The sequence below is a fragment of the Streptomyces bathyalis genome, assembly GCF_015910445.1.
Classification (GTDB): Bacteria; Actinomycetota; Actinomycetes; order Streptomycetales; family Streptomycetaceae; genus Streptomyces; species Streptomyces bathyalis.
Genome location: NZ_CP048882.1, coordinates 4826389 through 4840652, shown reverse-complemented (window position 1 = coordinate 4840652; position 14264 = coordinate 4826389). Strand labels below are relative to the sequence as shown.

9 protein-coding genes are annotated in these 14264 nt (G+C 71.5%); all 9 read right to left on the bottom strand.

Annotated features, from left to right (window positions below; all coding sequences use genetic code 11):
* Positions 1-29 precede the first annotated feature (29 nt).
* Complete coding sequence (locus tag G4Z16_RS21085) at positions 30-1298, bottom strand: cytochrome P450 family protein (protein ID WP_197354803.1); 1269 nt, start codon at positions 1296-1298, stop codon at positions 30-32.
* 401 nt (positions 1299-1699) lie between these two features.
* On the bottom strand, positions 1700-2080 hold the full coding sequence (locus G4Z16_RS21080) for a DUF6479 family protein (protein ID WP_197352269.1): 381 nt from the start codon (positions 2078-2080) through the stop codon (positions 1700-1702).
* Between the two features lie 741 nt (positions 2081-2821).
* Positions 2822-3886 carry a nucleoside triphosphate pyrophosphohydrolase gene (locus G4Z16_RS21075; protein ID WP_197352268.1) on the bottom strand — a complete coding sequence of 355 codons (1065 nt, stop codon included), beginning with the start codon at positions 3884-3886 and terminating at the stop codon, positions 2822-2824.
* A gap of 223 nt (positions 3887-4109) precedes the next feature.
* Entirely contained in the window at positions 4110-4808 is a 699-nt protein-coding gene (locus G4Z16_RS21070; RefSeq protein WP_197352267.1) for a SurA N-terminal domain-containing protein, read from the bottom strand.
* Positions 4809-4966: 158 nt separating this feature from the next.
* A complete protein-coding gene (locus tag G4Z16_RS21065) occupies positions 4967-5797 on the bottom strand; it encodes an HNH endonuclease family protein (RefSeq protein ID WP_246530977.1) in 831 nt (276 codons plus the stop codon).
* A 219-nt stretch (positions 5798-6016) separates the two neighbouring features.
* Positions 6017-9613: a transcription-repair coupling factor gene (mfd, locus tag G4Z16_RS21060; RefSeq protein WP_197352266.1), complete on the bottom strand. Its 3597-nt coding sequence runs from the start codon at positions 9611-9613 to the stop codon at positions 6017-6019.
* A gap of 277 nt (positions 9614-9890) precedes the next feature.
* A complete protein-coding gene (locus G4Z16_RS21055; RefSeq protein WP_197352265.1) occupies positions 9891-10259 on the bottom strand; it encodes a hypothetical protein in 369 nt (122 codons plus the stop codon).
* A 242-nt stretch (positions 10260-10501) separates the two neighbouring features.
* A complete protein-coding gene (locus tag G4Z16_RS21050; protein ID WP_197352264.1) occupies positions 10502-13081 on the bottom strand; it encodes an ABC transporter permease in 2580 nt (859 codons plus the stop codon).
* Positions 13078-14028 (bottom strand): ABC transporter ATP-binding protein, encoded by a 951-nt coding sequence (locus tag G4Z16_RS21045; protein ID WP_197352263.1) that lies wholly within the window; start codon positions 14026-14028, stop codon positions 13078-13080. Before G4Z16_RS21045 ends, G4Z16_RS21050 begins: the two co-directional genes overlap by 4 nt.
* Between the last annotated feature and the right edge of the window lie 236 nt (positions 14029-14264).

Genomic DNA, 14264 nt, shown 5'->3' with positions numbered 1-14264 from the left:
CACGTGAAAGTCACACCCGTGATGTCGCGTCACTCCTGTTGCACTTCGCCACTTGGCCTCGGTTCCGGCGTGAACTCCACGGGAAGCGTGCGCAGACCGCGCATGATGAGGCCGCCGCGCCACCGAAGTTCGGAGGGCGGGACGGCGAGCCTCACGTCCGGCAGCCGCCGCAGCAGGGCGCTCAGGGCGACCCGGCCCTCCAGCCGCGCGAGCGGTGCCCCGAGGCAGTAGTGGATGCCGTGCCCGTAACCCAAGTGCTGGTTGTCGCGCCGCTCCAGGTCCAGTACGTCCGGATCGGCGAACTTCGCGGGGTCGCGGTCCGCCGCCGCGAGCACGACGAGTACGGGCTCCCCCTCGGCGATGCCGGCGCCGCCGATCTCGAGCGGCTCGGTCGCGAAACGCCAGGTCGCCATCTCCACCGGCCCGTCGTAGCGCAGCAGTTCCTCGACCGCCGTGGACAGCAGCCTTTCGTCGCCGGCCGTTATGGCGTCGCGCAGCACGGACCGCTGCCTCGGGTGGCCGAGCAGCGCGTACGTGCCGTTGCCGATGAGGTTGACCGTCGTCTCGAAACCGGCGAAGAGCAGGATGAAGGCCATGGCGGCGGCCTCGTTCCCGGTCAGATGCTCACCGTGGTCGCTGGCGCGGATCAGCCCCGAGATCAGGTCCTCGCCCGGCTTCTCCCTTTTGCGGTGGATGAGTTCGGCGAGGTAGTTGCGCATCTTCTTCACGGCGCGGCCGACTCCGCCGCGCGGGGGGCCCGGCTCCCCTGGCTTGTGGTGGCGCAGCATCATGCCCGCCCAGTCGCGGAAGTCGTCCTGGTCCTCTGCAGGAACGCCGAGCATGTCGCAGATGGCGTAGATGGGCAGGGGGAAGGCGAACTCGTGGATGAGGTCCGCCTCGCCGCGTGCCGCGAAGCCGTCGATGAGCCGGTCCGTCAACTCCCGGACGCGCGGCTCGAACTCGGAGACGCGGGCGGGCGTGAACGCCTTCGAGACCAGGCGCCGCAGCCGCGTGTGGTCCGGCGGATCGATGTTGAGCAGGTGCGTCATCAGGTTTGCGCTGCGTTCGCCGGGAATGCCGACCTTGCCCTTGCCGTGCGCGGAACGTTCGTGATGGTGCACGGGGTTCTTGCTCAGCCGCTGATCGGCCAGGGCCTGCCGGGCGTCGGCGTAGCGGGTGACCAGCCAGGCCTCGACGCCGCTGGGCAGTTCCGTCCTGCGTACGGGCGCGTGTTCGCGCAGCCACGCGTACGCGGGGTACGGGTCGGCGGCGAAGTCCCAGTCGAAGAGCGGGGGCATGGGCGGCGGGGACGCGGTGGCGTGGGCACAAGTGCGGCTGCGGTCGGGGGCGTCGGCTTGCGCGGGGGCGGGCGCGGGTTCCGTGGCGCCGTGCTCGGGGGCGGGCGCGGGCTTCGCGGCGCCGTGCTCGGGTGCGGGCTCCGCGGCGTGCCCGGGTGTGGGCGCGGGCTTCGCGGCGCCGCGCTCGGGTACGGGCGCGGGCTTCGCGGTGGCGTGCTCATCGGTCTCGTCTTGCACGCATCGACGCTAACGGGTCGCACCGGGCGCGCCGCCCGGGCATGGATGGACCCCGGCCCGGGGGTCCGGTTCGGGATCCTGGACCCCGAGGCCGGGGCTGGCCATCGGCCGAGCGGCCGCGGGTCGGGCCCGGCCCGGCCTGTCAGGTGTGGCCAGCATTCCCGTCAGGTGTGGCCGGGGCCTCCGCTGCCGAACGACCCGCTGCTGCCCGGGTCCCACTTCCGAGGCGGCCCTTCGTGCTCGCCGGGGTGGCTGTCGGAGTCGTAGTCCTTGAAGTCGTAGGGCATGCGGCGCTCGCCGTCGCGCGGGACCTCGTCGGGGACCCGATGCCTCGTCTCGTAGTCCTGAGGGGTCTCCGGGCCACGCTCCCCCGGGCTGGAGGGACGCTGGTCGCCCCGGGCGCGGATGCGGATGCCGTAGGCGACGGCGACGATCAGGCCGACGACGACCACGAGGCCCACGATCAACGGAGCGATACCCACGAGCAGGTCATGCTCCGCGGCGAGCACCGTCAGCGGCTGGTTTGCGGCGTCCACTGCGTACATGACGCACGGGTACCCCCGCCTCGGCCGGTATGCCGGTGCGGGAGGCACCGCCTCGGTGCGTTTCCCCGGAGCGCCGGCACCGCTTGCGTGATGTGAGCGGTGCTCTCGCTCGGTACGAGTGCTCTCGCTCTCTGCATTCGCACCGGTCACGTGGTGTGAGCGGTGCTCTCGCCCGGCACCAGCGCTCTCGCCAGGCGCCGGTGCTCTCGCCCGAAGCGTCCCGCACCGGCCACGCTCGCGTCGCGTGAGCGGTGCTCTCAACTGGCACGGGTGCTCTGGCCCGCGAGCACCGGGCACCGCTTGCACGGGGTGAGCGGTGCTCTCTCCCGATGCCAGCGCTCTCGCGCCCTGGCATACGCACCGGTCGCATGTGAGCACTGCTCTCGCCCGGCACCAGCGCTCTCGCCGCGCACCGGTGCTCTCACCCCCAAGCGGCCGCACCGGCGACGCTCGCGTCACGTGAGCGGTGCTCTCAACTGGCACGGGTGCTCTGACCCACGAGCACCGGGCACCGCTTGCACGGGGTGAGCGGTGCTCTCTCCCGATGCCAGCGCTCTCGCCCCCTGGCATCGGCTCGGCTTGAGGAATGAGCGGTGCTCTCGCCAGGTGCCGGTGCTCTCACCCCCAAGCACCCGCCCGCTCACGTCACGTGAGCAGCGCTCTCACTCCGCACCGTTGCTCTCGCCCGCGAGCACCGGGCACCGGGCACCGGGCACCGCTTGCATGGGGTGAGCAGCGCTCTCACCCCGTACCGGCGCTCTCGCCCCCCGCATCAGGCCCTTCCCCCACCTCAAGGCCTTCCGCTGCGCGGACCTCGTCACGGTACGTACGGGCCGCGACCCGAAGCGCCGTCTCCGGATCGACCCCTTCCGCTTCCGCGCGGACGGCCAGCGCCAGCAGCTCGTAGCCGATGCCGCCGGACTGCGAGGGCGGGACCGGGGGCACGTCCGGGACCGGGGGCACGTCCAGCCCGGCCGTCCGCACGCGCTGCGCCAGCTTCGCCGCCAGGGCCAGCGCGGGCTGCCCCAGCGGAATCCCCTCGGTGACCGAGTCCCGGCGCTTCTCCACGGCCTTCACGCGCAGCCAGTGCTCCCGGACCTCCTCCGCCGTGGCGGCCTCCTCCTCCCCGAACACATGGGGGTGGCGGCGGATCAGCTTCTCCACGATGCCGGCCGCCACGTCGTCGATGGTGAAGGGCTCCTCCGGGTCGTCCTGTGCGATGCGCGCGTGGAAGACCACCTGAAGCAGCACGTCGCCCAGCTCCTCGCACAGGGCGCCGCGGTCGCCCTCCTCGATCGCTTCGACGAGCTCGTACATCTCCTCGATGCCGTACTTGACCAGCCCCTCGTGCGTCCTGGCCCCGCTCCACGGGCAGACGGCACGGATGCTGTCCATGACCTGTACGAGGTCGAGGAGACGCGCGCCGGGCAGGTCGTACGAGCCGGGCAGCAGCTCCAGTTCGGGCATCGACGTGCGGCCCGACCCGGCCAGCGCCGCCAGCCCGTCGGTGAGCCGCGGCTCGCCCTCGGCGGCGGCGATGACAACCGTCGTACGGCCCTGGCCGGACGCCTCGACCAGTTCGCGGGCGCTCGGCAGGGCTCCGGTGGCGACGGGGACGCCGGCCTCGCGCACGTACGGCAGCTGAGGGTGCTCCGGGTCCTCGCACACGACGCTGTCGGCGGTGCGCAGCGCCTCCCAGGCGGGCCAGGACAGCAGTCCGGGTGCCACCCGGTGGCTGGTGGTGAGAAGGACGATGCGGCCGGCCGGCGAACCAGCGGGAGTATCAGCAGGAGTAGGGGCGTTCACGCGTCGAACGTAACGCAGCGGCCGGAGAGCACCGCTCCCGGCCGCCGCCCTGAGCTCCTGGCGCCCGAACCGGGGCCGCCGCCCTGAGCTCCCCGCACCCGGACCCGGGGCTGCCACACTCCCCAGCCCCGGACCGAGCCCGCCGCACTCCCCGGCCCCGGACCGGGGCCACCGCCCTCCCCGGCACGGGGCCAAATCCCTCGGCCCGGACCGGGGCAGGGCGTCACATCTGCGGCTGCTGCTGTTGCTGCGCCTGCTGCCGGTCCCGCTGCTTGCCGGTCAGGTCCTGCAGCCACGGCTCCGTCCGGTTGCCGAGCGTTGAGGCCTGCACGTCCCACTTGCCGTAGCGCGGGTTGACGGCGATGTGCAGCTTCTCGGAGGTCTTGGTGAACTTCTTCCGCAGCGCCGCGTTGCCCTGCGGCGTGCGCGGGTCGATGTTGCCCGCCTTCGCGATCTTGTCCACGGCGACCTGCGTGCGCATCCAGTCGTCGATCTGCGAGGGGGCGACGGCCTGCTGCTGGAGCAGCGCGTCCTTCAGCCTCTTCTCCCCGCCCGCCTGCGAACGCAACTGTGCTCGGTACTTGCCCACTTCGCGGCGCGTCACGGACACCCCGGCGTCCTTCGCGGCCCTTTCGATGATGCGCTCGCGGATCAGGCCGTCGAGTGAGGCCCGCGTCAGCTGGCCACTGCCCTTGATCATCTCTTCGCCGTGGGGGGCCGCGCGCTGCGCGTTCCGCACCGCCTCCACCTTCGCCTGGAGCTGCGCCATGCTGATGCGTTCACCGCCCGTCACGGCAGCGGCGCCGGGGTGCGCGTCGTTGCCGCAACCGGTGAGCAGCGGCGCTGCCACGAGCAGCGCGGCGGCACCGGAGACGGTGAGCGCGAACCTGCGACGACGGCTTCCTTCAGTGCTCCTGTGCATCGAGTCTCCTGGACGGCGGCTAGGGGCGTGCGACGGTTGTGCACGACCTCGGCGTTGATCGATGTTAAGTAGTGAAAGTGGTGGAGACCACCGCTTCGGCTTTCATCCGGACAACGATTCGGACGACGAGACGTGCCGCGACCGGCAACGGGGCCTCGTCATCCCCCGCACTGCCTGAGCATCATCCGCTTGTCCGGCGCGGTGACGGGCAGCTCGTACTCGAGGGCGACCTGTGCGAACCGTACGGAGTACGCGCAGCGGATCCGCTTGTCGGGCGGCAGCCAGGACGCAGGTCCCGAATCCCGTTTGGCGCTGTTGGAGGAGCCGTCCACCGGCAAGAGGTTCAGCGGATCATTGGCTATCCGCTCCCGCTTGCTCTCGCTCCAGCGGGCCGCTCCCATCTGCCAGTCGTAGGAGAGCGGCATGATGTGGTCGATCTGGACCTCCATGGCGCGCTGTTTGCGCCACTCGACGGTCCGGCCGGTGTACGGGTCGTGCAGGGTCATGGAGACGACCACGCAGTCCGAGCCCTGCTCGCGTACCAGCTTCCGCCCGTCCCTGGCCAGGATGTCGTTCCTGGTGTCGCAGCCGTTGCGCCCCAGCGGTACGCCGTCGACCGTGTCCTTCCAGGCGTAGCCGAACGCCTCGCGCTCGTAACCGGTCCTGGGGCCGCGGCCCTTGGTGCGGACGGTGGCGATCAGGGCGCGTGCGCGCTCGCGTTCGGACTCCGAAGTGACCGGCGCCAGGCCGCGCTTGCTGCCTTCCGGATTGGCGAACGGGCTGACGGCGCCGGAGCCGTCCGACGAACCGGGACCGGGGCCGCCTTCGCTGTGCGTGGGCGTGGGCGATTCCCGCGACGTGGGGCTCTCGGACTTGCCCGGGTTCGAGCCGCCGCCCTGCCCCGGAACCTGGCACCCGGAGGCCAACAGGCCGACGGCGAGCGGGAGGGCGGTCAGCAGGGCGGTGCGCGTGGTTCGAGCACGTGGCACGGCGAGACTCCCGTCGGGGCCGGTCGGCTGCGGCTGCCGGCGGGAGGGCCGGCCGCGATGTGTTCGAGCTTACGTTCCCCGGTCGGGAGCCGATGCGGCGCGGTACGCGCTCGGTTGCCGGCACCGCCCGCTTGCTGCCCAGCCCGCTCGCCCGCACCGCCCGGAGTCCGCGTCACACGGACGACGGGCAGGACGGCACTCCCGGCGAGCGGCTCGGCCTCACGACCCCGGAACCGTGGTGAGGAACTCGCCGACCCACGCCAGCAGTTCACCCCCCACGACCGGCTTGCCGCCGATGCCGCCCGGCTTGGGCCGCGGCACCAGCACCTGACGTGTCGCCTTCTTGATGACCGACCCCGGGTAGACGCGCTTGAGGCGCAGCTCCTGCGACTCGCGCAACTCGACTGGAGTGAAGCGCACGTTGTTGCCCTGGAGCGTGATGTCCGTGACGCCGCAGGAGCGCGCCAGCATGCGAAGACCCGCCACCAGCAGCAGGTTCTCCACGGGCTCCGGCAACGGCCCGTAGCGGTCGGCCAGTTCCTCCCGTACGGCGGTGATGTCCTCCTCGGAGTTGGCGGAGGCGATGGCCCGGTACGCCTGCAGGCGCAGCCGCTCACCCGGTGCGTAGTCGTGCGGCACGTGGGCGTCGACGGGCAGCTCGATCTTGACCTCGAGCGGGGCCTCCTCCACCTCGCCGCCCTGCTCCAGGGCGTTTCGGTAGTCGGCGACGGCCTCGCCGACCATGCGCACGTACAGGTCGAAGCCGACGCCCGCGATATGGCCGGACTGTTCGCCGCCGAGCAGATTGCCCGCCCCGCGGATCTCCAGGTCCTTCATCGCCACGTACATGCCCGCGCCCATCTCCGTGTGCTGGGCGATCGTGGCGAGGCGCTCGTGCGCGGTCTCGGTCAGCGGCTTCTCGGGCGGGTACAGGAAATAGGCGTAGCCGCGCTCACGTCCGCGGCCGACGCGCCCGCGCAGCTGATGGAGCTGCGAGAGGCCGAAGTTGTCGCCGCGCTCGACGACGAGGGTGTTGGCGTTGGAGATGTCGATGCCGTTCTCGACGATGGTCGTGGCGACCAGCACGTCCGACTTCTTCTCCCAGAAGTCGATGACGACCTGTTCCAGCGCCTGCTCCGACATCTGCCCGTGTGCCGTGGCGATCCGCGCCTCCGGCACGATCTGACGGAGCCGGGCCGCGGCCCGCTCGATGGACTCCACACGGTTGTGGATGTAGAAGACCTGGCCCTCGCGCAGCAGTTCACGGCGGATGGCGGCGCCGATCTGCTTCTCCTCGTACGGGCCGACGAACGTCAGCACCGGATGCCGTTCCTCGGGCGGCGTCGTGATCGTGGACATCTCGCGGATGCCGGTCACCGCCATCTCCAGCGTCCGCGGGATGGGGGTGGCGGACATGCTCAGCACGTCGACGTTCGCCCGCAGCTTCTTCAGCTGCTCCTTGTGCTCGACGCCGAAGCGCTGCTCCTCGTCGACGATGAGCAGCCCCAGGTCCTTGAACTTGGTGTCGGAGGAGAAGAGCCGGTGCGTGCCGATGACGACGTCGACCGTGCCATCCCGCAGGCCCTCGACAACCGCACGCGCCTCGGACTCGGTCTGGAAGCGCGACAGGGCCCGCACGTTGACGGGGAACTGCCCGTAGCGCTCGCTGAAGGTGGAGAAGTGCTGCTGGACCAGGAGCGTCGTGGGCACCAGCACGGCGACCTGCTTGCCGTCCTGCACCGCCTTGAACGCCGCCCGCACCGCGATCTCGGTCTTGCCGTAGCCGACGTCGCCGCAGATGAGCCGGTCCATCGGGACCGACTTCTCCATGTCCTCCTTGACCTCGCCGATCGTGGTCAGCTGGTCCGGCGTCTCCGCGTACGGGAACGCGTCCTCCAGCTCACGCTGCCAGGGCGAGTCCGGGCCGAAGGTATGGCCGGGGGCCGCCATGCGCGCCGAGTACAGCCTGATCAGGTCGGCGGCGATCTCCTTGACGGCCTTCTTCGCCCGCGCCTTCGTCTTCGTCCAGTCGGCACCGCCGAGACGGTGCAGCGAGGGCTGCTCACCGCCGACGTACTTGGTGACCTGCTCCAGCTGGTCCGTGGGCACGAAGAGGCGGTCGCCGGGCTGGCCACGCTTGGCCGACGCGTACTCCACCAGCAGGTATTCGCGTGTGGCGCCCTGCACGGTGCGCTGGACCATCTCGACGTAGCGGCCCACGCCGTGCTGCTCGTGGACGATGTAGTCGCCGGGGACGAGCGAGAGCGGGTCGATCTGCTTGCGGCGCCGCACCGGCATCCGGGCGGCCTCGCGGCCCGCGGCCCGCTGCCCCGACAGGTCGGTCTCGGTGAGCACCGCCAGCTTCAGCTCCGGTGCGACGAAGCCGTTGTCGAGGCTGCCTCGTGCCACGTGCACCACGGACGGGGCGATGTCGCCCAGGTCGCCCTCCTGGCGGGCGGCGATGCCCTCGCCGCTGAGGACCTCGACCGTACGGACGGCGGGACCGTGCGCCTCGGTGACGTACACGCAGCGCCAGCCCGCCGACAGCCACTCCTTGGTGTCCGCGAGGGCGCGTGCGGTGTCGCCGCGGTAGCTCTCGGGGGCTCGCATGCCCAGGCGGAGGACGTCGGCGCCGTCGTCGTCCTGCGTCGGTGCGTCCTCGGGGACGCCGTCGGGGACGCCGTCGCCGGAGGCCGCTCCGGGGCTGAAGGGACTGACCGACCACCACATCATGCCCAGCTCGCGGGCGCGTTCACGCAGGTCGGCGATGCCCCACAGCGACGCCGCGCCCAGATCGACGGGGGCCTCCCCGCTGTCGGACATCGCGGTGGCGCTCCAGGACGCCTGGAGGAACTCCTGCGAGGTGGCCACCAGGTCCGCCGCCCGCGTGCGCACCCGCTCCGGATCGCACACCAGCGCCATCGTGCCCTTGGGGACGACGTCGAGCAGCAGCTCCATGTCGTCGACGAGGACGGGCGCGAGGGACTCCATGCCCTCGACGGCGATGCCCTCAGTGATCTTCCCGAGCAACTCGCCGAGTTCGGGGTGCTTCTCCGCGAGGGCCGCGGCCCGCTGCCGTACGTCGTCGGTCAGGAGCAGCTCGCGGCAGGGCGGCGCCCACAGGCCGTGCTCGGCTGCCTCCAGCGAACGCTGGTCGGCGACGCGGAAGTAGCGGATCTCCTCGACCTCGTCGCCCCAGAACTCCACGCGCAGCGGGTGCTCCTCGGTCGGCGGGAAGACGTCGAGGATGCCGCCGCGCACGGCGAACTCGCCGCGCTTCTCGACCAGTTCCACGCGCGAGTAGGCAGCCGCGGCCAGCGCGTCGACGACCTCGTCCATGTCGCAGCTCTGCCCCTGCCGCAGCGCGACGGGCTCCAGGTCCCCGAGACCCTTGACCTGCGGCTGGAGCACGGCCCGTACGGGCGCGACGACCACGCTGACCGGACCCGTGCCCGCGTCGCCCGCCTCGTCGGGGTGCGCCAGGCGCCGCAGCACGGCGAGGCGGCGGCCGACGGTGTCGGAGCGGGGCGAGAGCCGCTCGTGCGGCAGCGTCTCCCACGACGGGTACTCCACGACGCTCTCGGGCGGCAGCAGCGAGCGCAGGGAAGCCGTCAGGTCCTCCGCCTCGCGGCCCGTGGCCGTCACGGCCAGCACCGGACGGCCGGCCGACCGCGCGAGCGCCGCCACCGCGAAGGGCCGGGCGGCGGTGGGACCGACGAGGTCGACATGGTGACGGTTGCCGTCGGCGGCGGCCTCGACAGCCTCCTGCATCGCGGGGTCACGCGAGAGAGCGTCGAGCAGTCCGGTGAGACTCATCTGGGGTGGCTTCCCGTCGGGGGGTGGGCAACGCGAACGCCCCGCAACGACGTGGTGCGGACGTTCCGGGGGATTCCAAGCCTACGGCGGCCCGCCGACGGACGTGGCCGCGATCTCCCGCAGGGCTGCTCAGGGCCGCGGCGGGGCGGCATGCGGTGCTCCGCAGCAGCGGGCACCGGCGGCCCGGTGACCTCGTGGGGTCCGGCCGGGCGGCCGGTGCCGGCAAAGCGCTCTGTCACGGCGTGCGTACTCGCCGTTCGGCCGTGACCAGTGGCGGTCAGCGGGGGTATGCGCAGATCGCGAAGACGCTGATCCCGACCGTGGGGCCGCTCGTCTGCCGTCCGAGACCGATCCAGCCCCGGTTGTTGTCGGTGGGGAAGCTGCCGACCAGGATCGCCTCGTTGCCGCGGGCCTCGGCTCCGCCGCCGAGTACCTTCTTGCCCTTGGGGCACCACACGGTGCGGCGCTGGAAGTTGGGCACATCCTGGTTCGCCAGCCGCACGACCTCGTAGCCGTGGATCCTGTCGTGGCCGCCCTTGGTCTTGTGCACGGCCGCCGATCCCGAGTCGGCCTGTGCCGAGCAGCCCGTCCCGGCCACCAGGGCCAGTGCCAGCGCGCCCGCGCCGATAAGCCGGTTCATTCTCATCTGTGCCTCTCCTTCTGAGCCGAGCCCGGCGGCTGCCGGGTTCGGCTCAGTATCAAGCGGACATATGGAATGAAAGATGTGCAACACGGGCGGGCTTCTCAGCGTCGCGCCATCGCCGTAGCCGGGCCCTCACCTGCGGGGCTCCGCAGAAGTGGAGAACCCGGTGCGCGAGGGGAACAGGGCCGGGTGGTCCGGGGCGGGTCACTCGGGCCCGCCCCGGACCACCCCGGCCCGTCCGCTCGTCACTCCGTGGCGATCGCGTTCAGCACGTTCATCCGTCCCGCCCGGAACGCCGGGACCAGCGCCGCCACGAGACCCACCAGGGCGGAGCCGACGAAGACCGCGCCGATCGTCGGCCAGGGGATCTCCAGCACGTTCAGCCCTTCCAGCGCCAGCAGCTTCTGGGCGGCAGCGCCCCAGCACATTCCGAGACCGAGGCCGAGCATGGCGCCGAAGAGCGCGATGACGACCGACTCCAGCCGGATCATGCGACGCAGCTGCCGCCGCGCGAGACCGATGGCCCTCATCAGGCCGATCTCACGGGTGCGTTCGACGACGGAGAGCGCGAGGGTGTTCACCACTCCCAGCACCGCGACGATGATCGCCAGCGCCAGCAGCCCGTAGACCATGTTGAGCATCTGCCCCACCTGGTCCTGCAGGGTCTCCTTGAAGTCGGCCTGGTCGCGCACCTGGTACTGCGGGTAGGGCTTCAGCTCCTTCTTCAGAGCCGTGTACGCCGCGTCCTCCTCGCCGTCCTGCGCCGACCCGAACATCATGACGCTGGGCGGCAGTTGGGCCTCCGGGAGGTGGCGGCGCGCGGTGGCGATGTCCGTGTACATCGCTCCCCGGTCGACGCTGGTCTCCTCCTTGGTGACCGCGGCGACGGTGAGTTCCGCCGTACGGCCGCCCGCGAACGCGACCTTCAGCTTGTCGCCCGTCCTGACGCCGTGCTCCTTGGCGTAGGCCGAGCCCACCGACATGGCGTCCCGGTCGTACGCCGCCGCCAGGTCGCCGGACTTCACCTCGCGGCGCAGGTCCTTCATGTACGAGGGGTCGGTCGCGGCGAGCTGCTCCTTGCCCGACTTGCCGTCCGGTGTGGTGACGCGGGCGGCGACCATCTTGTAGGAGGTCACCGTCTCCAGGGACTTCGACGCCTTGAGCTTCCTCTCCACGGCGGGAGTGATCGGCTGGCCGTTGCCCGACTGGATGATGAAGTCCGCACCCACGGAACGGTCCAGCTCCTGCGTCGCCGAGGCGACCATCGAGGAGCCGACGACCGACAGCGACGCGACGAGCGCCAGCCCGATCATCAGCGCCGCGGCCGTGGCGCCCGTACGGCGGGGATTGCGCAGCGCGTTCCGCTCGGCCAGGCGCCCCACCCGGCCGCCGAACGGCCGCAGCGTCACCACCGACAGCACCCGCACCAGCGCCCCCGCGAGTACCGGTCCGACGACGATGAAGCCGACCAGGGTCAGCACGACGCCGGCCCCGAGATACATCGACCCTTCGGCCGCCTTCTCCGCCTGCGTGGCGGCGTAGAGACCGGCGCCGCCGCCGCCCGTGAGCAGGATCCCCAGGACGGCGCGCACCACCCCCGCCTTCGCGTCCGCGGGGGTGCCCGCGTCCCGCAGCGCCGCCATCGGGGAGACCCGGCCCGCGCGGCGGGCGGGGAGATACGCCGCGAGCATCGTGACCAGGACGCCCAGGACGAGGCCGGTGACGGGCGTCGTCCACTTGATGGTCAGCTCGGACGTGCTCAGGTTCATGCCCAGCTGACCCATGAGCTCCATCAGCCCGACGGCCAGGCCCACTCCGGCACCCACGCCCAGCACGGATCCCACGACGCCCAGCAGCAACGCCTCGATGAGCACGGACCTGTTGACCTGCCGGCGGCTGGATCCGATGGCCCGCATCAGCCCGATCTCGCGGGTGCGCTGCGCGACCAGCATCGAGAAGGTGTTGACGATGAGGAAGATGCCCACCAGCAGGGCGATGCCCGCGAATCCGAGCAGCGCGTACTTCATCACGTCGAGGAAGGAGCCGATCTGCTCCCGGTTGGAGTCCGCGGCCTGCTTCTGCGTCTGGTACTTGTACTCGCCCGCGCCGAGCTCCGCGGTCACGTTCTTCTTCAACAGGGCGTGCGTGACGCCCTGTTCGGCGGTGACCGCGATGTTCGTGTACGAGCCGGTGCCGCCGAGCAGTTCCCGCTGAGCGGTCCTCGTGTCGAAGTAGACGATCGCCGCACCGGGGTTGGTGACCTGGAACGTGGCGATGCCGGAGATGCGTGCGGAGAAGTCTCCGGTGGCGGCGATGGTCCGCAGCTCGTCGCCGACCTTCAGGCCGCGCTTCTCCGCGGTGTCCGCGTCCACCATGACCTCGGACGCGCCACGCGGGGCGTGCCCCGAGGTGATCTTCATCGTCCTGCGGTCGTCCGACGTCCAGTTGGCGGCGATGGTGGGCGCCCCGGTGGTGGAGCCGATGTTCTTGTCGTCGCCGTCGACGACGGTGACCTGCTCGCTGGCGACCACGCCCTCCGCGGACTTGGCGCCCTCGGCGTCCCGCGCCTTCGCCAGCGCGGAGGCGGGCAGGGTGCGGGGCCTGGCCGTGCGCTGGTCATCGCCGGACTCGTCCGTCTTCTTCGGGCTGACGGTCACGTCGGCCGCGGTGGAGGCGAAGAGCCGGTCGAAGGTGGTGTTCATGGTGTCGGTGAAGACGAGCGTGCCGCACACGAACGCCACGGACAGCAGGACGGCGACGGCGCTGAGCGCCATCCTCCCCTTGTGCGCGAAGAAGTTGCGCAGCGATGCCTTGAACACGGTCACGGCCGGCTCCCGTTGGTGCCGAAGGCGTCGAAGTCCACGCCGCGTCCGCTGCCGTCCCGGCGGTCCTCGAGACCGTCGTCGAAGGTGCCGAACGCCTCCAGCCCGTCCGGGGTACGGCGCCCGGCCGGACCCGCGGCCGGGGCCGCTCCCGACTGCGCGACCGCCCCGGGGTCGGTGCTCTCCGCGAGGCGCAGCATCTTGTCCAGCACGGCCTCGGCGGTCGGACGGTACATCTCGTCGACGATGCGCCCGTCCGCGAGATACAGGACGCGGTCCGCGTACGCGGCGGCCACCGGGTCGTGCGTGACCATCACGATGGTCTGCCCCAGCTCGTCGACCGAACGCCGCAGGAAGCCCAGCATCTCCGCGCCCGCACGGGAGTCGAGATTGCCCGTCGGCTCGTCACCGAAGATGATCTCGGGACGTGCCGCCAGCGCACGCGCGACGGCGACCCGCTGCTGCTGACCGCCGGAGAGCTGGGTCGGCCTGTGCTTGAGCCGGTCCTCGAGGCCGACGGTGGCGATGACCGTCTCCAGCCACTGCTTGTCGGGCTTACGGCCCGCGATGTCCATGGGGAGGGTGATGTTCTCCAGGGCGTTGAGCGTCGGAAGCAGGTTGTAGGCCTGGAAGATGAAGCCGATGCGGTCACGCCGCAGCTTCGTCAGTTTCTTGTCCTTCAGGCCGGTGATCTCCTGCTCGCCGATCCGGATGCGCCCCTCGGTGACCGAGTCCAGACCGGCCAGGCAGTGCATCAGGGTCGACTTGCCGGAGCCCGAAGGCCCCATGATCGCGGTGAACGCGCCGCGTGCGATGTCCACATCGACGTGGTCGAGCGCGACGACCCGCGTCTCGCCCGACCCGTACGCCTTGACCAGCTGACGGGCGGAGGCGGCAACGGCCTGGGCCCCGCTGCCCCCGCTCCTGGGGTCCGCTACAGCCGTCGTCATGGTGTGTGTTCCTCTCCCCGTCCGGTGCTCCCGGCAGTTTCCGGCGTCGTGCGTCCGCGCGAGCGGCCCTGTGCCGCCGCGCCCGTGTGTGAGTTCTCCTGGAGTGTCCCGGTGCGCGGATGCGCGCCGCGATGGTGCCCGTACCTCTTCCGGAGCGGGGGCTGACCCCACCCTCCGAGCGGCCGGTGCCGCCGTGGCCGGCCCTCCGGCCGGGGCAGCCGGAACCGTCCGTACTG